General features: G+C 71.9%; 18 protein-coding genes. 10 read left to right on the top strand and 8 right to left on the bottom strand.

Going from position 1 to position 23,375, the window contains the following annotated elements; all coding sequences use genetic code 11:
• Positions 1 to 4: 4 nt before the first annotated feature.
• Positions 5 to 1,009 (top strand): polysaccharide deacetylase family protein, encoded by a 1,005-nt coding sequence (locus tag ACIBK4_RS04450; protein WP_398991988.1) that lies wholly within the window; start codon positions 5 to 7, stop codon positions 1,007 to 1,009.
• On the opposite strand, the gene ACIBK4_RS04445 is transcribed toward ACIBK4_RS04450, so the two are convergent.
• The 3 genes from ACIBK4_RS04445 to ACIBK4_RS04435 all read right to left on the bottom strand — a co-directional run bounded on the left by ACIBK4_RS04445 (position 1,002) and on the right by ACIBK4_RS04435 (position 3,647).
• Positions 1,002 to 1,634, bottom strand: a complete 633-nt coding sequence (locus tag ACIBK4_RS04445; protein ID WP_398991986.1) for a hypothetical protein — start codon at positions 1,632 to 1,634, stop codon at positions 1,002 to 1,004. The genes ACIBK4_RS04450 and ACIBK4_RS04445 overlap by 8 nt on opposite strands.
• Positions 1,635 to 1,673: 39 nt before the next feature.
• On the bottom strand, positions 1,674 to 3,110 hold the full coding sequence (locus ACIBK4_RS04440; RefSeq protein ID WP_398991984.1) for an NAD(P)/FAD-dependent oxidoreductase: 1,437 nt from the start codon (positions 3,108 to 3,110) through the stop codon (positions 1,674 to 1,676).
• Between the two features lie 120 nt (positions 3,111 to 3,230).
• Positions 3,231 to 3,647, bottom strand: coding sequence for an SsgA family sporulation/cell division regulator (locus ACIBK4_RS04435; protein WP_366431426.1), 417 nt, complete (start codon positions 3,645 to 3,647; stop codon positions 3,231 to 3,233).
• Positions 3,648 to 3,856: 209 nt separating this feature from the next.
• Here ACIBK4_RS04435 and ACIBK4_RS04430 point away from each other — a divergent pair, with 209 nt between their 5' ends.
• Positions 3,857 to 5,389, top strand: a complete 1,533-nt coding sequence (locus ACIBK4_RS04430; RefSeq protein ID WP_398991982.1) for a sigma-70 family RNA polymerase sigma factor — start codon at positions 3,857 to 3,859, stop codon at positions 5,387 to 5,389.
• On the opposite strand, the gene ACIBK4_RS04425 is transcribed toward ACIBK4_RS04430, so the two are convergent.
• Positions 5,351 to 6,943 carry a hypothetical protein gene (locus ACIBK4_RS04425; RefSeq protein ID WP_398991980.1) on the bottom strand — a complete coding sequence of 531 codons (1,593 nt, stop codon included), beginning with the start codon at positions 6,941 to 6,943 and terminating at the stop codon, positions 5,351 to 5,353. The genes ACIBK4_RS04430 and ACIBK4_RS04425 overlap by 39 nt on opposite strands.
• An 89-nt stretch (positions 6,944 to 7,032) precedes the next feature.
• Positions 7,033 to 7,941, bottom strand: a complete 909-nt coding sequence (locus tag ACIBK4_RS04420) for a LysR family transcriptional regulator (RefSeq protein WP_398991978.1) — start codon at positions 7,939 to 7,941, stop codon at positions 7,033 to 7,035.
• A 90-nt stretch (positions 7,942 to 8,031) separates the two neighbouring features.
• Between ACIBK4_RS04420 and ACIBK4_RS04415 the strand changes: the two genes are divergently transcribed.
• Positions 8,032 to 8,862, top strand: coding sequence for an oxidoreductase (locus tag ACIBK4_RS04415; RefSeq protein WP_398991976.1), 831 nt, complete (start codon positions 8,032 to 8,034; stop codon positions 8,860 to 8,862).
• A gap of 89 nt (positions 8,863 to 8,951) precedes the next feature.
• Positions 8,952 to 11,165, top strand: a complete 2,214-nt coding sequence (locus tag ACIBK4_RS04410) for a DEAD/DEAH box helicase (protein ID WP_398991974.1) — start codon at positions 8,952 to 8,954, stop codon at positions 11,163 to 11,165.
• A gap of 25 nt (positions 11,166 to 11,190) precedes the next feature.
• On the opposite strand, the gene ACIBK4_RS04405 is transcribed toward ACIBK4_RS04410, so the two are convergent.
• From ACIBK4_RS04405 to ACIBK4_RS04395, 3 genes are all read right to left on the bottom strand, one after another.
• Positions 11,191 to 13,821 (bottom strand): discoidin domain-containing protein, encoded by a 2,631-nt coding sequence (locus ACIBK4_RS04405; RefSeq protein ID WP_398991972.1) that lies wholly within the window; start codon positions 13,819 to 13,821, stop codon positions 11,191 to 11,193.
• A gap of 86 nt (positions 13,822 to 13,907) precedes the next feature.
• Positions 13,908 to 15,113 (bottom strand): serpin family protein, encoded by a 1,206-nt coding sequence (locus ACIBK4_RS04400; protein ID WP_398991970.1) that lies wholly within the window; start codon positions 15,111 to 15,113, stop codon positions 13,908 to 13,910.
• 82 nt (positions 15,114 to 15,195) lie between these two features.
• A complete protein-coding gene (locus ACIBK4_RS04395) occupies positions 15,196 to 16,395 on the bottom strand; it encodes a serpin family protein (RefSeq protein ID WP_398991968.1) in 1,200 nt (399 codons plus the stop codon).
• Between the two features lie 113 nt (positions 16,396 to 16,508).
• Between ACIBK4_RS04395 and ACIBK4_RS04390 the strand changes: the two genes are divergently transcribed.
• From ACIBK4_RS04390 to ACIBK4_RS04365, 6 genes are all read left to right on the top strand, one after another.
• On the top strand, positions 16,509 to 17,900 hold the full coding sequence (locus ACIBK4_RS04390) for a DUF4190 domain-containing protein (RefSeq protein ID WP_398991966.1): 1,392 nt from the start codon (positions 16,509 to 16,511) through the stop codon (positions 17,898 to 17,900).
• Positions 17,901 to 18,047: 147 nt separating this feature from the next.
• Positions 18,048 to 18,800, top strand: coding sequence for a GntR family transcriptional regulator (locus ACIBK4_RS04385; RefSeq protein WP_398991965.1), 753 nt, complete (start codon positions 18,048 to 18,050; stop codon positions 18,798 to 18,800).
• Positions 18,801 to 19,178: 378 nt separating this feature from the next.
• A complete protein-coding gene (locus ACIBK4_RS04380; protein ID WP_366431521.1) occupies positions 19,179 to 19,370 on the top strand; it encodes an SPOR domain-containing protein in 192 nt (63 codons plus the stop codon).
• Between the two features lie 31 nt (positions 19,371 to 19,401).
• Positions 19,402 to 19,812, top strand: a complete 411-nt coding sequence (locus ACIBK4_RS04375; RefSeq protein WP_398991963.1) for a (deoxy)nucleoside triphosphate pyrophosphohydrolase — start codon at positions 19,402 to 19,404, stop codon at positions 19,810 to 19,812.
• Positions 19,813 to 19,985: 173 nt separating this feature from the next.
• On the top strand, positions 19,986 to 20,414 hold the full coding sequence (locus ACIBK4_RS04370) for an ATP-binding protein (protein ID WP_398991961.1): 429 nt from the start codon (positions 19,986 to 19,988) through the stop codon (positions 20,412 to 20,414).
• A gap of 262 nt (positions 20,415 to 20,676) precedes the next feature.
• Positions 20,677 to 23,346 (top strand): SpoIIE family protein phosphatase, encoded by a 2,670-nt coding sequence (locus ACIBK4_RS04365; RefSeq protein WP_398991959.1) that lies wholly within the window; start codon positions 20,677 to 20,679, stop codon positions 23,344 to 23,346.
• Positions 23,347 to 23,375 lie beyond the last annotated feature (29 nt).

Raw genomic sequence — 23,375 nt, 5'->3', positions numbered from 1 at the left:
TCACATGGCACCCGCACCGAACGTCTTCTCATTGCGCGCCCTACGATCCCTACGGCCCCTGGTCGCCAGGCTGGCCGTGGTCGCCCTGGCCGCCGCGGGCACCCTCGCCGTCGGTGTCAACACCCCCGCTCAGGCAGCCACTTGCAGCGGCTACGTCGGGCTCACCTTCGACGACGGCCCGTCCGGCAACACCCCCACCCTGCTCAACGCGCTGAAGCAGAACGGTCTTCGGGCCACGATGTTCAACGAGGGTCAGTACGCGGCCGCGTACCCGGCCCAGGTCAAGGCGCAGGTCGACGCCGGTATGTGGGTCGGCAACCACAGCTACACGCACCCGCATCTGACCACGCAGACCCAGGCGACGATCGACTCGGAGATCTCCCGGACCCAGCAGGCCATCGCGGCGGCGGGCGGCGGCACCCCCAAGCTGTTCCGTCCGCCGTACGGCGAGACCAACGCGACGGTGAAGGCCGTGGAGGCCAAGTACGGTCTCACGGAGATCATTTGGGACGTCGACTCGCAGGACTGGAACGGCGCGAGCACCGACGCGATCGTCGCGGCGGCCGCCCGGCTCACCAACGGCCAGATCATCCTCATGCACGACTGGCCCGCCAACACGGTCGCGGCGATCCCGCGCATCGCCCAGGGCCTGGCCGCCCGCAACCTCTGCGCCGGAATGATCTCCCCGACCACGGGCCGCGCGGTGGCCCCCGACGGCAGCGGCAACGGCGGTGGCAGCGGCGGCAGTTGCACGGCGACCCTGTCCGCCGGTACGCAGTGGAGCGACCGGTACAACCTCAACGTCGCGGTCACCGGCTCCAGTGCGTGGACCGTGACGATGAACGTCCCGTCGCCCGCGAAGATCATCGCCACCTGGAACATCGCGGCCACGTACCCCAGTTCCCAGGTGCTGACGGCCAAACCCAACGGCGCGGGCAACAGTTGGGGCGTGACCATCCAGCCGAACGGCAACTGGACCTGGCCCACGGTCTCTTGTACGGCTAGTTGACCCCGGCCGGGCTGAGGGCCGCCGCGATCGCCGGGGTCACGGGGTGTCCCGCGAGGACGTGGCGGACCGCGTCGAGCGGGACGGGGCGCTCGTAGTCGTCCTCGAAGTGGGCCTGGACGGTCTCCGGGGAACGGTCGGTGAGGAGGTGGAAGAGGAAGTCGGAACCGTCCGGGTCCGCGTCACCCACGGGGAAGTCGATGGCCGAACCGGCGCGCCACGCGGTGTCGCCGGTCTCGCGCCACAGGCAGACGGTGACGCGGGTGACGTCCGGGCCCTCGTCGCGGAAGGCCGGATCGTCCAGCAACGGACGCAGTACAGCGGGCACTTCGTCGACGACCCCGGGCCAGACCTCCTCGTCGTCCGTCCCGTACGGGCTCATCGCCGACTCGTGGTCGAAGCCGCGGATGAGCACGCCGGCCGGGGCGAAGAGGACCGAGAAGTCGTCCCCCGAGCCGTTGTCCATCAGGGCCGCTTCCGTGCCGGGGCCCCAGCCTGTGTCGAAGACGTACTGGACGAACTGCGGATCGTCGCCGATCGTGGCGTCCAGGACGGCCAACGCCCGCAGATGGACGCGGAGTTCGGCGGGATCGGGGAGGAGGGCGGCGGCCTCGTACACGGTGCTCATGACCTCATGGAAGCAGCCGCCACTGACAACTCCGGCGCGCTACCGGGCCATCCACGGCAACGCGATACCGGCATCGGCCAGCAACCGCAGCTCCCCACCCGTGAACGTTGGCCCGTCGAGCTGCGGCCGTAGTGGCCCAATTGCCGCCGCTGCCAGGACACTTGGGCGGAGCAGGACGGTGCCGGGGGACTGGAGGGTCAGGACTTCCGTCATCGCGGTGGCCACGCGGTACGAGCCCGTCGCGGTGTGGGACAGGCGGCTGACGTAGCGCTGGAGGAGTCGGTCGGCCGTGCCCGCGGTGCGGCCCTGTGTCGTCCTGTAGTGGATGTCCTGGCCCACGGCGAGACTCCAGGCGAGTTCGACGGGTCTCGCGATGGCCCGTTGTGCCTTGCGGGAGAGGCCGTCGGCGAGGCCCACGGACGTCAGGCGGGTGCGCAGGGCCACGGCGCCGATGGCCGCCACCGACATGCCGTGGCCGTAGACCGGGTTGAACGCGGCGACCGAGTCGCCCAGGGCGACCAGGCCTTCGGGCCAGGACTTCAGACGTTCGTAGTAGTAGCGGCGGTTGACCGTGCTGTGGGTCAGGGCGACGTCCGTGAGCGGCTCGGCGTGGGCCAGCAGGTCGGCGACGACGGGGTGGCGGAGGGTGCGGGCGTAGGGCTCGAACTCGGCGGCCTCACGCGTGGGTTGGGCCCCCGGCGTGCCGATCAGGCTGACGTGCCAGCGGCCGTCCTCGATCGGGACGATGCCGCCCGTCCGGCCGGGTTCGCCGGAGCGCGGATCGGCCTGGACGTTGATCACGGGCCAGTTGTGGGTGGGGACGGGCGCGCGGTAGATACGGCTGGCGTACGCGATACCGGAGTCGATGCGGTCCTCGGCCGGGCCCGGGGCGCCCAACTCGCCCAGCCAGCGCGGAAGTCGGGACGCTCGTCCGGAGGCGTCGATCACCAGGTCGGCGGTGAGGCCGGTCTCGGTGCCGTCCGCCGCGCGCAGCCGTACGCCGGTGACGCGGTCCGAACTCCCCAGCAGGGCAGTGACGTTGGTGTGCGGGCGTACGTTGACGCGCGGGTCCTTCACCACCTGGCGGCGGACGACGGAGTCCGTGAGGTCGCGGCTCGCGGTGATCAGATAGTGGCTGTCCCGCTGCCAACGGCGGTACCAGCCCTCGGGCGAGTGGATCAGCATGTTCGTCGTCATGGGCACCCGGTTGGCGCCCGCGGACAGCAACTCCTTGACCGTGCCCGGCAACAGCTCCTCGATCGCGTTGGCCCCGCCGGACAACAGGACGTGGAAATGCGCCGCTTGGGGCACACCCGGACGTGCCTCGGGACCCTCGGGCAGGCCGTGCGCCTCGATGATCTCGACGGTGTCGACATGGTCCCGGACGGCCGCCGCGGCGAGCATGCCGGCGAGGCTGCCGCCGATGACGACGGCACGGGTGGACATGCGGGACGCGGGGCGCGGCGATTCACTCATGGGGGGCTGCTTTCTCCAGAGGAGCACCGGCGAACCAGATCACATCGAGAGGTCTCGATCACATCGAGAGGTCTCGCAGAATATGCCAATCGCAAGGGGACCGAAACGGGGCCGTCGGCCTCACGCGCCGTCGAGCAGCGAGGCGAGCCCCCGGTCGAGGGACGGTTCCAGGGCTTCCCGGCCCGGCTCGGTCACCCGGTAGGTGCGGCGCAGGAAGTGGTGCAGGGCGACCGTGTCGAAGCGGATCATCGCGATGCCCTCCGGCGAGTGGAACTCGACGGCCGTGTGGGCGGGGCCGTAGGGCCTGATGTGCACGTTGCCCATCCCGGCGGGAGCGGCGAGGCCCTCCTCCAGGAGTGCCCGCGCGAAGGTCCATGTCACCTTCTTGCCGTCGAGCGATATCCAGGCGGGGAACAGGAGTTGGACGGCGAAGGGGTCGCCGGAGGAGTAGCGGAGCGTGACCGTGACGGCCAGCTCCTGGTCGTCGTCGGCGAGCAGCCGGGCACTGGTGGGCTGTTCCAGGGTGACGTGGCGCATGGGTGGTCTCCGATTCGGGCGGGGCGGCGGCCGGTTGTGCCGACTCACCCTCCTTGAGCGCGCGGAGGGGCACTTGATTACGCCGTTGCGGAAGTTGGTTGATGTGATCTGAGTCACCTTCCGTTATTGCTGCAACTTTAGTTGAAAGTTTCGCCATCTAGGCTTACAAAATCCTTCCCCGCCCCCTTGGCAACTGGAGCGTTGCTGCCATGACCGACGGTCCCACCGCCGAGTACGCCCGGATCTACGAGGAGCAGCAGCCGCGCCTCGTCGCCTACGCCCGCTCGCTCACCCGGAACACCTGGGTCGCCGAAGACCTCGTCGCCGAGGCGCACTTCAGGGTGTGGCGCAGGCTGTCCGCCGGCCATGAGATCGACAACGTCCCGGCGTACCTCATGACGACGGTGAAGCACCTCGCCACGGCCGCGGGGAGCGCCGCACGCGAGACACCGCGTGATCCGCAGGCCGACGAGCGGGCCGAGGGGAACCACGCGCAGGTCCACGGGGGCGACCCGGCCGAGCAGGTGTCCTCAACGGACCTTCTGGTAAGGGTACTTGAGCAGTTGCCCGAGCGCTGGGTGAAGGCGCTGTGGCTGGCCGAGGCGGAGGGCCTGCCGCTGGCCGCGATCGGCCCCCAGCTCGGCACCAAGCAGGGCGCCACCGCCGTACTGCTGCACCGCGCGCGGGAGGGCATGCGGCAGGCGTTCCTGCGCGAGCAGACCGGCGCCCCGGACGACCCCGCGTGCCAGGTCCACTGGGCCCGTATGCCCGCGTACGTACGCGGAGCCGCCACCGAGCGGCAGTCCGAACGCCTCCTCGGCCATGTCGACGCGTGCGACGACTGCCGCGCCCGCCTCGCGGCCCTGATGCGCGCCAACGACCGCCTGCCCGCGCTCGTCGCACCGGCTCTGCTGGTGTTCGTGCTCGGCGGTGCGGGCAAGTTCCTGCTCGCCGGGTTCGGCGCGGGTTCCGCCGCCGCTGCGGGCGGCCACGGTGCCGGACTGCTGCACGGCGTACGGCACGCGGCAGTCGGCGCCTCCAAGACACAGATGGCGGCCGCCGTCGGTACGGCCGTGGCGGGCGCCGTCGCGGTCGTCGTCCTCTTCGGCGGCACCGACGCCACCGAAGTCCCGGTCGCGAAGGGCCCGGTGGCCGAAGTCCCGGTCACCCAGGCCCCGGTGGCGTCCGAACCGCGCTCGGGGAAGCCCCCGAAGACACCGGGCAAGAGCACGGGTTCTACGGCCCCTGCGGCGGACGGGTCCATAAGTGCCGTGCCCCCGGCCGTACTTGGCGACACGGGCGACGGGTCGGGTGCGAGCGGGACAACTCCGGTTCCTACGGCGCCAGTTGAGTCGCCGCCGGTGACCACCGAGCCGGTTCCCGCACCGCCGGTGACCACGGAACCTGAACCGGAGCCGAAGCCCACGCCCAAACCGCCGGTGGTCACGGACCCGGCCCCGGAACCGACGCCCACCGACCCGACTCCGGCACCGCCCAAGACCGGCGAGCCGAAGCCGGAGCCCACGACCCCCTCCGAGCCGTCGACGGGGGAACCAACTCCCGCCGATCCCAGTCCCGTTGGGGACCCGGTGACCACCCCGGAGACGCCCGAACCGTCCACCCCGGCCGACGGCCAGCCCTGTGCTCAGACAGGGGACGGAGCCGGAGACCGGGGCGGGGTTACGGGCGGCGACGCGGGCGGATCAGCCGATGGCGTAGGCGCGGTAGACGGTCTCCACTGACGTACCGCCCGCGGAGTCGGTCACCTGGGAGCGCAGGGCGACCGCGCCGGAGGCCGGGTTGTGCACGGACGCCTTCCAGGAGGAACCGGAGCGGGTGACGGTGGCGGCCTTCCAGGTCGTGCCGCCGTCCGAAGACGCCCAGACCTTCAGGGACTTGACCGTCGACTTGGTGAACTTGACGTCCGGGCCCTGGGATCCGCGGCCCGCGCTGACGGTGACCGACGTGGTGCTGTTCGCCTTGGCCCGGTTGCGGCTGTCGAGGCCGGCGGGCAGGAAGCGGGTCATGAAGACGGGGGCGACCACCGACTTGGCGGGGTCGGCCTTGAACCGCCAGTCCAGGGTGACGCGCGACGACAGCATGCCGGACGGGAAGGTGATGCCCGGGCGGTAGCGGTGGGCGTCCACGGTCAGCCGGTAGGTGCCCGCCGAGTGGATCGTGGCGGCGAAGTCGGCGTCGGAGGAACCCCAGTTGGTCAGGGTCTTCTTCTTGACGGTGGTGCTCCCCTTGGACAGGACCACCGTCTCCTTCGTCGGGTCGGCCCCGCTCGTGCCCACGTCGGGGTCGCCGATCAGCGCGTCCGGGATGAAGTTCACGGACTTCTGCCAGACGAACGGCAGATAGTGCAGCGGGCTCCACACGGCCCGCCCGAAGGACTGGGTGAAACTCTGCCCCGCCTTCAGCGTCCGCACCGCCGGGAAGCCCCCGCCGACGTCGTCGCCGTTGCTCGCGAAGATGTCGTCGCGCGGCTGCCAACTCCCGGGCGTCACATGGACGGTGGCGCTGTACGGCGCGCTGTCGTCGTTGACGTTGGCGTACAGATCGGTCGTGCAGTTGTCGACCTTCGGGGCGGCCTGGAGCGCGACGTTGTGCTCGTTCGCCATCTGTGTCCCGCCGCGCACCGAGAAACGCATCGTCGCCAGCTGGGACCGCTTGAACGATCCGCCGGGCGCGGCCGGGATGCCGGTCGTGTTCTTGACCGCGACATAGCTGTCGTTGCCGGACCACTGCGCCAGGTACCCGAACTGCAGCCGCTTGGAGGAGTTGGGGATGGCGTAGAGCGACCCCGCGCGGTTCCCGCCGCTCACGGCGACGGCGGAGGGCATGTTGGCGTCGGCGGAGCACACCTGCGCGCCGATCGTGGCAGGCTCGGTGACATCGGCCGGAGTGTCCAGCGACACCTTCACCGCCTTGCCCTTGCGGGCGTCCAGCGTCGTGGACTTGGCCCCCGACACGGACACGACCTGCGCGCCGAGGGTGTCGGTGCCCAGACCGTCCGCGGTGCTCTCGTAGATGTCGGCCATCGCGAGATACGTGCCCGCCGGCAGGCTGAGCCGCTTGCCCGACTTGACGGTACGCGTCTCACCCGACGACGCGTTGACGACGGTGACCGTCGTCGCGACCTTGGCGCCGTGCCGCCCCAGCGTGGTGACGGTCAACGACCCCGACGCCGCCTGCGCGTTGCCGGCGGAGACGACCAACGGCCCCGCGAGCGCGGCCACTCCGACGAACGCGAGCGATGCGAGCGGCGTGCGTCTTGTCCGTCGTACGGACATGCTTCCCCCTGTGGACATGGTTCCCCTCCGAGTCCCGAACCCCAACCCCCGAAAACGGCTCATCGTAACTGTGCCGCAAGGGAGTTCGATCAGCGCCCCGCCACCAGCCGGCACGCCTCCGCGTACGCCCGGACCAGCGGCCGTGCCCCGTCCTCGCGCCGCCACGCGAGGGCGTAACGGCTCGGCGAAATGCCGTGCACCGGGCGGGTGACGACACCGCCGAGGGTGATCAGATGGGCGTTGCCCGTGGCGACCAGGCAGACGCCCAGACCGGCGACCAGCGCCTCGTACGTCTCCTCGGTGCTCGCGATCTCCGCGCCGATGCGCGGGAGTCGGCCGTCGCGTTCGTCGAGGGCGAGCCAATGGTCGCGCAGGGGACCGGCGTCGGTCGGGAGGGCGAGGAACTGTTCGTCGGCGAGGTCCGCGAAGTCGACCTCGGAGCGGGCGGCCAGTGGATGGGTGTCCGGGAGCGCGACAAGGCGGGGTTCCTCGGCGACGACCGTCCAGCCGTAGCGCTCCGCGTCGGGCAGCGGCAGCCAGACGAACGCCACGTCCGCGTCGCCGTCCGCGAGACCGGCCGTCGGATCGTCCCAACTCACCTGCCGCAGCCGTACGTTCGCCTCCGGACGCGCCGCCGTGAAGCGGGAGCGGATCGCCGGGAGCAGACCGCCCCGGCCCGGGCTGGTGCTCATGCCGACCACCAGGGTGCTGCGTTCGGCCGCCGTGACCTCCGCCAGCGCGGCCGTGCCCTCCGCCCAGGTCGCCAACAGCCGTTCCGCGTACGGCAGTAGGGCCGCACCGGCGGCCGTGAGCGCCACGCCCTGCCGGTCACGCCGGAACAACTCGGCGCCCAACTGCCGCTCCAGCGCCCGGATCTGCTTGCTCAGGGCGGGCTGCGAGACGTACAGCCTCTCGGCCGCGCGCGTGAAGTGGAGCTCCTCGGCGACCGCGACGAAGTAGCGCAGGTCCCGTACGTGTACGTCCGTCGTCATGGCCATTGGTTATCAGCGTAGGTCTTGGACGGGTGATCGGGGGCGGGAGCAGGCTGGTCGGCAGATGGACAACAGGGGATCTCAAGGGGAGACGTCATGAACAAGGTGTGGCTGGTCACCGGTGCGAGCAGCGGGTTCGGGCGGGCGATCGTCGAGGCGGCGCTCGCGGCCGGTGACGTGGTGGTCGGTGCGGCCCGGCGGACCGAGGGACTGGACGACCTGGTGGCCGCGCGTCCCGACCAGATGGAGGCGTTGCGTCTGGACGTCACCGACACCCGGGCGGCGGAGGCGGCCGTACGGGACGTGGTGGCGCGGTACGGGCGGATCGACGTGCTCGTCAACAATGCGGGCCGTACGCACGTCGGGGCCTTGGAGGAGACCACCGAGCAGGAGCTGCGGGACCTGTTCGACCTGCATGTCTTCGGGCCCGCGGCCCTCACGCGCGCGGTGCTGCCGTCCATGCGGGAACGGCGCTCCGGGGCGATCGTGCAGATGAGCAGCATGGGCGGGCAGATGTCCTTCGCGGGCTTCTCGGCGTACAGCGGAACGAAGTTCGCCCTGGAGGGGCTCTCCGAGGGGCTCGCGGACGAGGTCGCCGAGTACGGCGTCAAGGTGCTGATCGTCGAGCCGGGTGCCTTCCGGACCGCCCTCTTCGACACGAGCCGGGCCGGGGTCAGCGTCGACAGCGGGGTGTACGCCAAGGTGAGCGAGACCCGCGGCTTCGTCTCCGGCGGCGACGGTGCCCAGGCCGGCGACCCCGCGAAGGCGGCGGCCCTCATCCTCGCCGCGCTGGACGCCGAACAGACCCCGCTGCACCTGCCGTTGGGCGACGACGCGGTCGACGCCGTCCTCGACCACCTCGACCAGGTGCGCGGCGACATCGCGGCCTGGGAGAAGCGGACCCGGGCGACGGGGTTCGACGCGTGAGGAAGGGCTGAGGAGCCGGGCCCGCTCCCGTTGTCAGTGGTGCGTGCCACGATGGGTGCACGGCGAGAAACATGGGGAGCGGGGGTGACATGGAGGGCGAGTTTCCGCGGGCCGGGCGGCGGGCCAGGGAGCTGTGCGCACGGGGCACGCAGCTCTACGACGTGGCGCGCGCCCTGCGTGCCGACCACACCCGCGCGCTCGACACCGTCCGCTCCGCGCTGGAGCCGCTGCGGGCCGAACTCGTCGCGCAGGAGCTGGAGTCCATCCCGGTCGCCCGCCTGAAGGACGTCACCGAGGGACGGCTGCGGCTCGGGGCCGTGGAGGCGGCGGGACTGACCTCCGTGCGCGCGGTGCACGAGGCGAGCCGGTACGAGCTGCGGCAACTGCCCGGCGTAGGACAGCAGACCGCCGACCGCGCCCTCGCCGCCGCCCGGCAGATCGCGCGGGCCGTCGCGGAGACCGTCTCCGTCCGCATCGACGTCGACCACCCCGAGCCCCGGACCACCGCCCTGGTCATCGCTCTGCAACGGCTCGTCGAGGCAGGCCCGGAGCTGCGCCGCGCCCTGGACGCCGCGAACCGGCTCGACGAGCGGCTCGGCGCGCTGCTGCCCGTGGCGCGGCCCGCCAGCAGCAGGCTCCTGATGGCGCTCGCCGGGCGCAGGCGAAGGGACGGCGCGCTCGCCGCGGTCGCCGAAATCCGTGAACTGGTCGGCGACCCGGCCGCCAAGGACGTACGGCTGCTGATCGCCCAGGCCTCCACCGATCTGCTGCGGCCGCCGGTCTCCGAGATCGAGGCGTGGGTCGACTTCGAGCTGCGGTCCGCCGAGTACTACAGCCAACTCGCCGAGGTCGACGGGCAGCAGCCGGACCTCGCGGCGAGCGAGGGCTTCCTGCCGGCGGAGCTGGCCGAGCGCGTGCACGCCCAGCCGCTGGACGACACCCACCGCCGGGTCTCGCTGCGCGGGTACCAGTCGTTCGGGGCGCGGTTCGCCCTGGCCCAACGCCGGGTCGTCCTCGGGGATGAGATGGGACTCGGCAAGACCGTCCAGGCCATCGCCGCGCTCGCCCATCTCGCGGCCGAGGGGCACAACCACTTCCTTGTGGTCTGCCCGGCGAGCGTGCTGATCAACTGGACCCGCGAGATCGGCGCCCGCAGCACCCTGCGCGCGCTGCCCGTGCACGGCCCGGACCGGCACGAGGCCTACGCGGAGTGGGGCGAGCGCGGCGGAGTCGCGATCACGACCTTCGACACGCTGCACACCCTGCCCGCACCCGCCGACACATCACCCAAGGGCAGGCGGACGAAGACCGACGCGCCCACCGGCCCCACCCCGGGCATGCTCGTCGTGGACGAGGCCCACTACGTGAAGAACCCGGACACCCGCCGTACCAAATCGGTCGCCCTGTGGACCGAGCGCTGCGACCGCGTCCTGTTCCTCACCGGCACCCCCATGGAGAACCACGTCGAGGAGTTCCGCACCCTCGTCCGCCACCTCCGCCCCGACCTCCTGCCGACCATCAGCAACGGCAGCGCGGCGGCCGGACCGCACGCCTTCCGCAAGTCCGTCGCCCCCGCCTACCTGCGCCGCAACCAGGAGGACGTGCTCACCGAACTGCCCGCCCTGGTCCAGGTCGACGAGTGGGTCGAGCTCGGCGTCGCCGACCGCGAGGCGTACGAACGCGCGGTCGGCGACGGCAACTTCATGGCGATGCGCCGGGCCGCCTACGCCGACACCGAGAAGTCCGCCAAGCTCCAGCGCCTGCGCGAGCTGGTCGCCGAGGCGGCGGACAACGGGGTGAAGGTGGTGATCTTCTCCTACTTCCGGGACGTGCTCGCCGCGGTCGAACAGGCCCTGGAAAAGGGCGTGTTCGGGCCCATCTCCGGAAGCGTCCCGGCGGCCCGCCGACAGCAGCTCGTCGACGACTTCACCCAGGCCACCGGCCACGCCGTCCTGCTCTCCCAGATCGAGGCGGGCGGTGTCGGCCTCAACCTCCAGGCCGCCTCCCTGGTCATCCTCTGCGAACCCCAGGTCAAGCCGACGGTCGAGCACCAGGCCGTGGCCCGCGTCCACCGCATGGGCCAGATACGCACGGTCCAGGTGCACCGCATGCTCGCCCCCGACAGCGTGGACGACCGGCTCCTGACCATCCTCAAGAACAAGGACCGCCTCTTCGACGCCTTCGCCCGGCGCAGCGCCCTCGCGGACGCCACCCCGGACGCGATCGACATCTCCGACGCCACGCTGGCCCGCCGGATCGTGGAGGAGGAGCAGCGGAGACTGGCGGCGGAGGCCACCAACTGACGCTTCCTTCAGGGGAGTTCGACCGTCACGAGCGCACGTCGAGCTCGGCGAGAGTGGCGCCCTTGCCGCCACTGCGCACGCTGACGCGGACGTACCGGGCTGCCGTTCCGTCGGGCGTGTGCCAGGTACGACGGTCCGCCGAGACCTCGACCGTGTACGACCCCGGCTGCTTGGTCCACGTGGGGTGAACCGTCCGTACGCGCACCGGCCGCCCCAAGTCGACGGTGAGGGAGGCCCGGTCGGCGTCCGGGGACCAGGCGGTCGCGGGGCTGCCGTCCACGGCCGCCTCCGGGTAGAGGCCGGAGACCGAGGAGGTGGCCGTCGCCGGTCGGCAGCGGGCCAGGTCGGTGGTGGGGGTGAGGTCCGGGCGCCGGGTCTTCAGGGTGACCGTGCCGGAGAGGGTGCGGCGCCCCTCGGGGGTGTCCAGGGCGAAGGGCGCCCCGGACCGCAGCCGTACCGTCGTCGTCTTCGCCCCGATCGCGATGTCGTACGTACGACCGTGCCAGCGCAGCCCCGACAGGCGGACGCCGTCCGGGAGTTGGGGCGGCAGGGTCGGGTCCAGGTGGAGGGCGTCAGGGCGGAGCCGTAGACCGGTCAGGCCGTGGGTGAAGACCTGGAGGAAGCCGCCCTTGCCGGTGAGGAAGTCCTGGGCGGGGGAGCCCGCGAGGGGGTCGGACGCGCCCGCCTTGTCGCCGCGCGACTCCGAGAAGAGGGCGAACGGGCCGCGCGCGAAGGGCTGGTAGGCCCGCCGCAGGAAGGTGTACGCGGCACAGCCGGGTTCGCCGATCGCCGCCGCGTCGATCGCGTGGACGGCGTCGGTCATGGCGGGGCCGTCCGGGTCGGTTCGCTGGGCGTAGTAGTCGAGGGTGGCGGCCGCGGCACCGGCCGGCATCGGCCACTCCAGCGGGTAGATCAGCAACACGGTGTCGGCCTGCTTGATCTGGGAGCCGTTGTAGCCGTCGTACTGGAGGAAGATCTTGCGCTTCGGGTCGTAGGGGATGCGCAGGCCGTTCGCGACGCTGAGCCAGTCGGCGGGGGCGTTGGTGCCCAGGGCGCGGGCGGCGTCGGTCGCGGCGCGGAGGGCGGTGGCGGCGACGGCGTTGGTGTAGACGCCGTCGTTGACGCCGTTGCTGTACTCGTCGGGTCCGGCGACCTCCTTGACGGAGTACGAGCCGTCGGTGTTCTTGGTCGCCCGCGAAGTCCAGTACTGGGCAAGGCCGTTGAGGAGGGGCCAGCCCCGGGTGCGGAGCCAGGTGCGGTCGCCGGTGGCGAGGTAGTACTGCCAGGCGGCGAGGGCGATGTCGCCCTGGAGGTGGTTCTGGGTGACGCAGTGCGGCGGCTGCCAGCTCTGGCACTCGTTCCACAGCTTCCCGTGACTCGCGCTCGTCCACGGGAAGAACAGGCCCTTCACCGCGGTCTTCGCGGCGTTCTCGGCGGCGGCCGCGCGGGTGCGGTAGCGGTATTCGAGGACCGGGCGGGCGAGGTCGGGGTGGGTCGCGAGCAGTGAGGGGAACATCCACGTCTCGGCGTCCCAGAACACCATGCCCGCGTAGTTGTCGCTGGTCAGCCCGGCGGGCGCGATGCTGTTCGCGGCTCCCGGCCGCAGCGCGGACAACAGCCCGTACTGCGCGGAACGGACCCAGAGTTGGAGATCGGGATGCCCCGGAACCTCGATGTCCGACGACCACAACGCGCGCCAGGCGGCACGGTGCGAGGCGAGCAACGCGTCCCATCCGCGCCGCGCGGCCACCCCGGCGGCGTCCTGCGCGGCGGACCGGGGATCGTGCGAGGTGAGGGTGGTGTCGACGCCGACGTACTTGGTGGCGGTGTAGGTGTGCCCGGAGCGGACGGGGAGGACGGTCGACTGACTTGAACTCAACTTCCCCTGCCTGCCGGTCTGTTGGGACTGGCCGGGCGCATCCAGCACGGACGCGACGGCCCCGTCGACCCCCGTCCCGTCCGTGCGGAACGCCACGCCGATGGTGTGTTCGCCCACGTGCCCGCCGTCGGTCTGTGTGATCCGGCGGGCGCCGCGGCCGTCGAGGCGGTCGGTGAGGGTGAGTTCGCCGTCCCAGTGCGGGGTCACCCGCAGGTGCACGGCGCCGGTGTGCGGGGTGTCGCGGGCGGCGAGGACGTCGTAGGTGAGGTCGGTGCGGCGGCCGTCGGCGGTGGTCCAGGTGAGGGACGTACGGACGTATCCGCAACGGAGGTTGAGGGTCTGCCGGTAGTGACTGACCCGGCCGCCGCTGCTCCCGCCGTAGGTCTCGCCGCCCGCCGTGACGTCGAGGCCGGTCCAGTTCGGGAGCGCGGCGAGGGCCTCGCGGCCGGCCGTGTTCGCGGGGCCCCGGGCATAGAGCCCGGAGACGAACGCGCCGTCGTAGCGCGGGGTGTAGAGCGGCCAGCCGGTCTTCTCACCGGAGGCGGCGTACCCCGCGCCGGCGGGCGGGACCCGGGTGCCGAGATAGCCGTTGCCGACGTAGGGGTGGTACGTGTCGGCCGGGTCGATCCGGGTGGCGGCGGGCGCCCAGCCGCGCGCGGCGCAGTCGTCGCGGGGGTGGGTGCGGGGGAGGGGTGCGGCGGACGCCGGGGGGAGGGGAAGGGGGAGGAGCAGCGCGGCGGCGAGGAGCGGGAGCAGCAGGCGGGTCGGCTTGGTCACCGTTCGACGATGGAGTGCCCCGCGGGACGACGGCGGGAAGCGCGCGGGGAATTACCACGTACGGGGCGCACCCGGCCCCGAACCCCCTACCTCCCGTAAGGGGTCGGATCGGTGACCCAGCCCGCCGTCAGGATCAGCCGGGACTCCCGGTGTACGGCCAGGAAGCCGAAGGGGCGGTCGAAGAGGGCGGTGACGACGGTGGTCGTGTGGCGGAGGTCGGGACGGACCCCGGCGCCGTAGCCGGCGATCGCGGTCACCGCGCCCGCACGGAAGCCGAGCGCGCCGAACTGGGCCATCGCGGACTGTTCGGCCTGCCCGATGGCCAGCGGGTTCGGGCTGATGCCGGGGAAGTGGCCGGCGCCGGTGTCCTTCGCCGTGGTGAGCCCGAACAGGCCGGGCAGGTCCAGGAGATCGTGCCGCGCCCGCATGTCGTACGCCACCGTCGTGACGTGCAGCTCGGGCGGTTGCGGTATGGCGCACCGCTGTTGCTCGACGCGCAGGCCCGGTCCCACGTCCCCGTACGGGAGTTGGCCACTCGGTACGACGGCCAGCCGGCGGGCCAGCACGTCAACTCCCGTGCCCAGCACCTGACCCGGGGTCATGCGCGGTTCGCCGAGCAGCAGGTGGACGTCGATCCCGTTGTCGCCGGGGACCTTCAGCTCGGTGACGTAACCGTGCGGGCCGCTCACCACGCCGACCCGGTCGAGCCGCACGCCGGTGCGGTACAGGCCCACCAACTGCCGTCCCTGCCAGGGCCCGGCGTCCGGGCCGAGCCTCAACTCGCTGAAGGGGCGCGGCCATTCGGTCCGGAGCGCGAGCGCGCTGGCGAGGACCATCAGCACGCCCGGGTCCAGCGTGACCGGCATCCGCTCGATCAGCCCGTCGGTCCGCTCGGCCGCCCAGGAGTCCAACTCCTTCTGGCAGACCTGGAGATCCCCGGCGAGCACCCCGTGCGTGTCCGCGGGCAACCCGGCCCGCCACTCCTCCCGTACGGCCAGTTCGGGCCGGGTCCACAGGCCGAGCGCGGGGTTCAGCCCGGGCATCGACCCCATCGCGGCCAGCAACTCCCGTGCGGCGGCGGCCGCTTGGTCGGCGGGCATCCCGACCGCGTCCGCCAGCTCCGCCCGCGCGGCGCCCGACGCCCCGTCGGCGAGGAACGCGAGCAGCGGCCACACTCCGGCCGCCGAGAAGACCGAGCCGTCGGTCACCGCGTCCGCCCAACGCGCCGTCAGCCGATTGGCCGCGTCCACCGCGCTCCCGAGCGCCACACCGTCGACCGTCGTGCCCCGCACCGCTCCCACTTCCGCCCCCGTGAGTCCCGTAGCGCAAGATCGCGCACGGAAAGGCTATCGTCGCCCGCCCCGCATCCGACGCTCAGCCCCAGTCCCCCTCGTCCTGCTCGGGGTACGGCTCCGGTTCCGTGACCCAGCCCGCCGCCAGTACCAACCGTGAGTGACGGTGCAGGGCGAGGAAGGCGAAGGGGCGGTCGAAGCGGGCGGTGACGGTGGTCGACACGTAGCGCAGGGCGGGCGCGGCACCGCCGGGGACGGCGGCGACGGCTGTCACCGCCGCCGCGCGGAAGCCGTGTGCGCCGAACCTCGCCGTCGTCGACTGCTCGGCCGACCCGATGGCCAGCGGAGACGGGCTGATTCCAGGGAAGTGACCGTCCGTGGCGTCCCGCGCCGCCGTGAGCCCGAACAGGCGGTGCAGGCGCAGGAGATCGTGCCGCGCGCTCATGTCGTACGCCACCGTCGTCACGTCGAGCGAGGGCGGCTGTGGGCGCGTGCGGCGTTCCTTCGCCACGCTGAGGCCCGGTCCCGGTTCCCCGTAGGGGAGTTGTTCCCCGGGTACTACGGGATGCCGGCCGTCCAGGATGCCCACGCCCGCGCCGAGCACCTGCCCGGACGTCATCCCCTCCTCCCCGAGCAGGAGATGGACGTCGACCGCCGACTTGCCGAGGACCTTGAGCCGGGTGACATGGCCGTCCGGTGTGTTCGCGACGCCGATCCGGTCCAGGAGGGCCGAGCTGCGACGCAGGCCGAGCGGGACCCGGTCGCTCCAGTACGGGCTCTCCATCGGCACCTCGTCGAACGGCCGCAGCCACTCCGTGCGCAGGGCCAGCGCGCTCGCCAGCACCAGTTGGGTGTCGTCGGTCAGCGCGACCGGCATCCGCTCGATCAGTCCGCCGGTGCGTTTCGCCGCCCACGTGTCCAGGGCCGTGCGGTCGGCGTCGAGGTCACCCGTGAGGACCCCGTGCGCCTCGGCCGGCAGCCCCGCCGCCCATGCCTCCCGCAGCTCCAGCGTCCGCTTCGTCCACAGTCCGAGCGCCGAGTCCACGTCCCGTATCGCCGCGAGCCCGCCCAGCAACTCCCTTGCGGCGGCGGCCGATTGATCCGCCGGCATTCCTACCGCGTCCGCCAGCTCGGCCCGCGCCGCGCCCCCGGCACCGTCCGCCAGCAGCGCCAGCAACGGCCACACCCCCGCCGCCGAGAACACCGTGCCCCCGTCGACGGCCCCGGCCCACCGCGCCGTAAGCGCGTTCACCGCCCCTACGGTTCCCCGCCCAACCCGCATTCCGCCTCCGCTCACCTGCCGCTTACCATGCGCCAAGTCGTACGTCAGTCCCGCATCTGAAGGTCTCCAGCTCTCCCCCGGAGATCCCCGCCTGAACCAGGAGCACGGTACCCGTGTCCATACCCCCGCCCCCGGAGCCCCAAGGGCCGCCCACCCAGGGCCCCGAGAGCCCCCAGGACCAGCCCCCGGCCCCGGGCCCGTCTCCCTCCCCGCAGGCAGCCACCCCGTACAACCCGTACGCCCCACCGCAGCAGGACCCGTACGCCCCGCCCGCGCAGAACCCGCCCACTCCCTACGGCGCGCAGCCGCAGCCCCAACCCCCTTACGGGACACCGCCGGGGACCCTCTACGCCCCGTACCCCCAAGGCCCGCAAACCCCTCCGGGTCCCCCCACTCTCAGCCCTTACGGCCCGCAGCCCTACCAGACCTGGTCCCAGGGCTACACCCCGTACAACAACCCCGCGCCCCTCAACGGCATGTCCGTCGCCGCGCTCGTGCTCGGCATCCTGTGCTGCATACCGGGGGTCGGGATCGTCCTCGGGCTGATCTCGCTGAACCAGATCAAGAAGCGGGGCGAGCGCGGGCGGAGCATGGCGGCGGCCGGGATGGTGCTGTCGGCGTTCGGGCTGATGGTGTGGGTGCTCGGGGCGACCGGCGCGGCGACCGGGTTCTGGGACGAGGTCAAGGACAGCGCGCGGGACAACTCCAGTGCCTCCCCGGTGAAGGGCGAGTGCTTCGACGCGCCCAGCGGTTCGCTGGAGGGCATGACGTACGACTTCGACGTGGTGTCCTGCGACGGCGCGCACGACGGGGAGGTGTTCGCCGTCGTACGGATGGGGAGTGGCGCGTACCCGGGGGACAAGAAGGTCACGGCCACCGCCGACGACAAGTGCTACGCGCTCCAGGACGCGTACGCCATGGACGGCTGGGCCGTGCCCGACGACGTGGACATCTACTACGTCACCCCGACCTCGCAGAGCTGGAGCCTGGGCGACCGCGAGATCACCTGTGTGTTCGGCAACACGGACGAGGAGGCGAGCCTGCCCGGCGGTTCGCTGCGCAACGACGCCACGAACCTCGACTCCGACCAGGTCGCCTATCTGAAGGCGGCGCACGTCCTCAACTCGGCGCTGGACTCGGCCCCCGACGCGCAGTACGTCGAGGACGACCTCCCGGGGCACAAGGCCTGGGCGGGCCGGGTGTCGGCCGCGCTCACCCAGCAGGCCGACCTGCTCGACGGTCATGAGTGGTCCGCCGCCTCCGACGAGCCGGTCGCGGCCCTGGTCAAGGACCTGCGGGCGGCACAGAAGGAGTGGGCGAAGGCGGCCGAGGCCTCGGACGCGGACGAGTTCTACGCGCACTACGACAAGGGCGCCGACCTGATCGCCCCCCAGAAGTCCGTCACCGCCCGCAAGGCTCTGGGGCTCGCCACGACCCCTCCGTCGTACGACGAGAACGACAGCGGCGGGGACGGCGGGGGAGACGCCGGCGGCATGGAGGTGTGACGGCCCCTATAGCGGGGAGAAAGTGCCTGGGTAAAGCCCACGCCGGGGATAAGTCATCACATCGAGTGATTCTCTGGCCTTTGCTTGCATGGCACAACCCACGGTTGCCAGGCTGTTGCTGTCTGTACAACCTGATGGGAGCGGCCAGTGACATTCGGTGAGCAGCCGGCATATCTGCGCGTCGCGGGTGATCTCCGCAAGAAGATCGTCGACGGCCAGCTGCCCCCGCACACCCGGCTCCCCTCGCAGGCCAGGATCCGCGAGGAGTACGGGGTGTCCGACACGGTCGCCCTCGAAGCGCGCAAGGTGCTGATGGCCGAGGGCCTGGTCGAAGGCCGCTCCGGGTCGGGGACGTACGTGCGCGAGCGTCCCGTGCCGCGGCGCGTCTCCCGTTCCGGGTTCCGGCCGCCGGCCGGCGCGACCCCGTTCCGGCAGGAGCAGGCCGAGGGGGAGGCGCGCGGCACCTGGGAGTCCAGCAGCGAGCAGGCCGAGGCCGGCGCCGCCATCGCCGAGCGGCTCGCGCTCCAGCCCGGTGAGCGCGTGATGTGCACGAAGTACGTGTTCCGGGACGCCGGCGAGACGATGATGCTCTCCACGTCCTGGGAGCCCCTCGCGGTGACCGGCCGTACGCCCGTGATGCTGCCCGAGGAGGGGCCGCTCGGCGGCATGGGGGTCGTCGAGCGGATGCGTGCCATCGACGTCGTCGTCGACAACGTCACCGAGGAGGTCGGCGCCCGGCCGGGTCTCGCCGAGGAGTTGCTCGCCCTGGGGGGAGTCCCCGGGCATGTGGTGCTGGTCATCCAGCGCACGTACTACGCCTCGGGTCGCCCGGTGGAGACGGCCGATGTCGTGGTCCCGGCCGACCGGTACCGGATCGCCTACCACCTTCCGGTGAAGTAGCGCACGGGCGGTGGAGCAGCGCGCGGGCGGTGAAGTAGCACACCGGTGGTGAAGTAGCGCACGCTTTCCGGCAGTTGACCCGTCTTGTCGCCGGATCCGGTCAATCCGCCCTGCCCTGCGGGCCGTTGGATTCCGGTCTATCTCGCAGGTCGTTCACGGCGCCTGTAGCGTGCCTCTCACCGGAAGCATCGAGGTGCGCCAACGGCGCGTTCGTGGTCGTGCGCCCCCTGCGTCTTGGCTGGTTGCGTACCTCTTTGTGAAAAGCCGTATTCGCTGCGTGAAGGTTAGGCGTAGGCTCCGGCATATGCGGATTGCGGTTTCCTTATGGGGTGGGGCACGGCACGAACCGCGAGCGGGAGGCGGAGGGGCGCGATGGCGATGAACGACGGCACGATCACTCTTCCCTGGCTCGTCATACGGCAGGACGACAACGGCAATCGCTACCGCGTGGGCCGGTACGCGACCCGCGCCGAGGCCCAGAAGATCGCGGACAGCCTCGACGACCGCCGGCACAAGCAGCTCTACTGGGTCGAGCGGATCGGGCAGAGCGAGGACGCCACCCGCAACTGACCGCGCCCCCGCACCCCGTAGGCTCCGGCGCATGACGACACGGATCGTGGTGGTCGGAGCCGCCCTGTTCGACGGCGGCCGCCTGCTCGCCGCGCGCCGCAGCGCACCCCCCGAACTGGCCGGGCGCTGGGAACTCCCCGGCGGCAAGGTCGAGTCCGGCGAGCGCCCCGATGCCGCGCTGGTGCGCGAGTTGCGCGAGGAACTCGGCGTCGACGCCGAGACCGTCGAGCGCGTCCCGGGCGAGTGGCCGCTGAAGCCGCCGTACGTCCTCCAGGTCTGGACGGCCCGGCTGCTCCCCGGATCGGCGGAGCCCCGACCCCTCGAAGACCACGACGAACTGCGCTGGCTCGCCCCCGCCGACATCTGGACCGTCGACTGGCTCGACCAGGATGTGCCCGCCGTACGGGAGACGCTCGCGCTGCTCGATGCCGGGGCGCGCTGAACTCGTCGTCCCCGCCCGGCTTGTCACCGGGGCGCGCCGAAGGTGTCGTGGGCCGAGACGGGGGAGTGTGCCGGATGAGGCGTACGCCGTTCGTGCCACAGTGCGCCCTCGGGGACGGTACCGGGCCCTGAATATCGGGTATGTGCCCATTAACCCCATGAAATCGGACATGGGTGAGCGGGCTGGCCCGGGAGGTGATCGGCTTGATCGACACCGAAGGCGACCGCGTCGAGTGGACGTTTCCCGCGGATCCGGGAGCCGTCCGCACCGCGCGCACCGCCGTCCGCGCCCAGTTGCGCGACTGGGACCTCGACGCCCTCGCCGACATCGCGGCGCTGCTGGTCAGTGAGCTGGTGACCAACGCGTTGCGGCACGCCACAGGACCCATCGGAGTCCGGCTGGTGCGGCCCGTCGGCCCGGCCGGCGTGCTGCTGGTCGAGGTCTCCGACCCACTCCCGGACCTGCCCCGCGAGCGCGTCGCCCGCCCCGAGGACGAGAGCGGCCGGGGTCTCCAACTGGTCGCCGGTGCCTGCGTCCGCTGGGGTACCCGCCCCGGGGAAACGGGCAAAACCGTATGGTTCGAGCTGGCCGTGCCCGGGTGAACCGGGACCGAACACAGCTGTACGAACCGGACAGTCGTGTCCATCGACTGGTTCAGGCCTGTGACGGTTGTCGATCCGCGTGGTTCGACTGCGTGTCCGCTGGTTAGAAGACTGGAAGTGTTGTCGCAGGCAGGTCCGAAATGCATCGGGATTGTCCTGTGATCGTGAACACCGTGTTGTGCGGCGCCGTAGTGCTGGATACTGCGGGCAGCCGCCCCCGGTGACCGGTGCCGGACGCGGTGAGCTGGAGGGGACGGTTCGCGTGAGCGAGATACCAGCGAAGGCCACGGAGTCCGAGGACCCGTCGGACGGCGCGAGGGCTGAGGCCGCGGGCTTCATCGACGTGCCCGGCGAGGGCGTTCTGTCCGTCGGCGACGCCATGTGGCAGAGCAGCCCACCCGGCTCGATCTACGACTACATCAAGGTCGCCTCCTTCTCCATAGGCCCCGACGGGCTCGTCGACCAGTGGAGCCTGCGGGCCGAGCAGCTGTTCGGCATCTCCACGGAGCGCGCGGTGGGCATGGATCCCATCGAGGCGTTCGTCGACCCCGAGTTGCACGAGCACGGCCAGCGGAAGATGGCCGAGATCCTGGACGGCCGGGAGTGGACCGGGGTGGTCCCCTTCAAGGTGCCGGAGACCCCCGGGGGAGAGCCGGGCAAGGAGGGTCTCGCCGAGGTCTATGTGATGCCGACGCGGACCGAGGAGGGCGAGCGGGCCGCCGTCTGCATCGTCGTCGACGTCCGCATCCTGCGCCGGATCGAGACCGATCTCGCCGCCTCGCAGTCGATATTCGGTCAATCTCCCTTCGGCTTCCTGCTGATCGACCCCGACCTGCGGGTCCGGCGGGCCAACCAGCAGATCGCCAACACCTTCGGCGGCACCCCCGACGACCACCGCGGCCGGGGCGTCCAGGACTATCTGCAGAGCCCCGAGGCCGAGCGGGTCACCGCGACCCTGCGCCGGGTCCTGGAGACCGGCAACTCCATCACGGACATGCATGTCACCGGCCTCGTGCCGGGTTCCGAGGAGCGCCGGCACTGGTCCATCAACCTCTACCGCGTGCACAGCGGCAGCGGCCGCCCCATCGGCATCGCCTGGCTCGGCACCGACATCACCGCGCGTCGCGCCGCCGCCCGTGAGGCCGCCTCCGCGCGGCGCAATCTCGCCCTTCTGAACGAGGCCGGCGCCCGGATCGGGAACTCCCTCGACCTGGAGACCACGGCCCGCGAACTCCTCGACGTCGTCGTCCCCGGCTTCTGCGACCTGGCGACCGTCGACCTCTACCAGGGCCTCCTGGCCGGCGACGAGACCCCGCCCGGCCGCGCCGACGGCAGCGCGGAACTCCGCCGGGTGGCCTTCGCCAGCGCGGTCTCGGACGCCCCCTTCGTAGGCGGCGGCGCACCCGTCGCGGTCGGCGCGGTCCACCACTACCCCTTCAACTCGCCCTGCGCGGACGCTTTGCGCACCGCCCGCCCGCAGTACGTCCCCGCCGAGGAGGGCGGCCTCGTCCAGTCCACGCTGGCCGTGCCGATGGTCGCCCACGACACCGTCGTAGGGCTCGCGCAGTTCGCCCGGACGAAGGGCAGCGAGCCGTTCGGGGACCGGGACCGGGATCTCGCGGTGGAGCTGGCGGCGCGGGCCGCCGTCTGCATCGACAACGCGCGGCTGTACCGGCGCGAGCACGAACGGGCGTTGATACTGCAACGGTCCCTCCTCCCGCCCGGCGACCCGGAGGCCTCCGGCCTCGACATCGCCTGCCGCTACCTGCCCGGAAACGCGGCGACGGAGGTCGGCGGTGACTGGTTCGACGTCATCGAACTCCCCGGCCACCGCACGGCGTTGGTGGTGGGCGACGTGATGGGCCGCGGTCTGCGCGCTGCGGTGGCCATGGGCGAACTCCGCACGGCGGTCCGCACGTTGGCCCTGCTTGACCTCGAACCGGCCGAAGTCCTCTCGGCGTTGGACGAGATCGCCCGAGGCCTGGGCACCCCCGGCGGAGTCCAGCAGGCAACGAGGGCGGCCCGCCGCCCCCGCGAGGCGGACCTGGCAGAGGTGTATCTGGCCACCTGTATCTACGCGGTCTACGACTCGGTGACCAGGCGCTGCACGTTCGCCAACGCGGGGCATCTCCCGCCGGTCCTGGTGGAACCGGGCGAGGCGGCGCTGATGCTGGACGTCCCTCCCGGCATGCCCCTAGGGGTAGGCGGCGAGCCCTTCGAGGAGGTGGAGGTCGAACTCCCCGAAGGCGCGCTGCTGGCGCTCTACACGGATGGACTGGTCGAATCCCGCGACCACCCCCTGGACGAGGGCCTCCAGGCGTTCGTGGGCGCGCTGACCGACCCGGCGACGCGTGGTTCGTCCGACGGCCCCCCGCCCACCGCGGCGGCACTGAACGCCGAGACCCACCGCGACCTGGAGGACGTCTGCGACCACGTCCTCAGCACCCTCGACACCCACCACGGCGAGGACGACATCGCGCTCCTCATGGCCCGCGTTCAGGGCCTGCCGGAGGACTCGGTCGGCGACTGGACCCTGCCGCGCGAACCGCGCAGCGTGGGCCGCGCCCGCGAGTACGCCCGCGCCCGCCTCCAGTCCTGGGACCTCGAACCCCTCGTGGACACCGCCGAGTTGCTGGTCAGCGAGCTGGTGACGAACGCGCTGCGGTACGGCGAGGGCGAGATCAGGCTGAGGCTGTTGCTGGACCGCACCCTGGTGTGCGAGGTCTGGGACGCGGGCCTGGTCCAACCGCGCCGCCGCCGCGCCCGCGACACGGACGAGGGCGGCCGGGGGTTGCAGCTGGTCGGCCTTCTGTCGGCGGCGTGGGGCTCACGCCGGACGCCACGCGGCAAGACGGTGTGGTTCGAACTGCCGTTGCCGGATGGGGAGAACGGGATGGTGGACCCGGCGGAGGCACTGCTCAGCCTGTTCTGAGGGAGCGGGCGGGCCTGATCGAGCCGGCG

The sequence above is a fragment of the Streptomyces sp. NPDC050528 genome (assembly GCF_044457795.1).
Taxonomy (GTDB): Bacteria; Actinomycetota; Actinomycetes; order Streptomycetales; family Streptomycetaceae; genus Streptomyces.
The sequence above is the reverse complement of the archived record's forward strand: the minus strand, read 5'-3'. Positions and strand labels throughout refer to the sequence as shown.

What these genes read in the sequence shown, in the direction of transcription:
- ACIBK4_RS04425 (WP_398991980.1), bottom strand. Translation starts at nt 6,943, where the DNA reads ATGTCCGTACGACGGACAAGACGCACGCCGCTCGCATCGCTCGCGTTC.
- ACIBK4_RS04450 (WP_398991988.1), top strand. Translation starts at nt 5, where the DNA reads ATGGCACCCGCACCGAACGTCTTCTCATTGCGCGCCCTACGATCCCTA.
- ACIBK4_RS04395 (WP_398991968.1), bottom strand. Translation starts at nt 16,395, where the DNA reads ATGCGGGTTGGGCGGGGAACCGTAGGGGCGGTGAACGCGCTTACGGCG.
- ACIBK4_RS04420 (WP_398991978.1), bottom strand. Translation starts at nt 7,941, where the DNA reads ATGGCCATGACGACGGACGTACACGTACGGGACCTGCGCTACTTCGTC.
- ACIBK4_RS04375 (WP_398991963.1), top strand. Translation starts at nt 19,402, where the DNA reads ATGACGACACGGATCGTGGTGGTCGGAGCCGCCCTGTTCGACGGCGGC.
- ACIBK4_RS04440 (WP_398991984.1), bottom strand. Translation starts at nt 3,110, where the DNA reads ATGAGTGAATCGCCGCGCCCCGCGTCCCGCATGTCCACCCGTGCCGTC.
- ACIBK4_RS04380 (WP_366431521.1), top strand. Translation starts at nt 19,179, where the DNA reads ATGAACGACGGCACGATCACTCTTCCCTGGCTCGTCATACGGCAGGAC.
- ACIBK4_RS04445 (WP_398991986.1), bottom strand. Translation starts at nt 1,634, where the DNA reads ATGAGCACCGTGTACGAGGCCGCCGCCCTCCTCCCCGATCCCGCCGAA.
- ACIBK4_RS04410 (WP_398991974.1), top strand. Translation starts at nt 8,952, where the DNA reads ATGGAGGGCGAGTTTCCGCGGGCCGGGCGGCGGGCCAGGGAGCTGTGC.
- ACIBK4_RS04435 (WP_366431426.1), bottom strand. Translation starts at nt 3,647, where the DNA reads ATGCGCCACGTCACCCTGGAACAGCCCACCAGTGCCCGGCTGCTCGCC.
- ACIBK4_RS04415 (WP_398991976.1), top strand. Translation starts at nt 8,032, where the DNA reads ATGAACAAGGTGTGGCTGGTCACCGGTGCGAGCAGCGGGTTCGGGCGG.
- ACIBK4_RS04430 (WP_398991982.1), top strand. Translation starts at nt 3,857, where the DNA reads ATGACCGACGGTCCCACCGCCGAGTACGCCCGGATCTACGAGGAGCAG.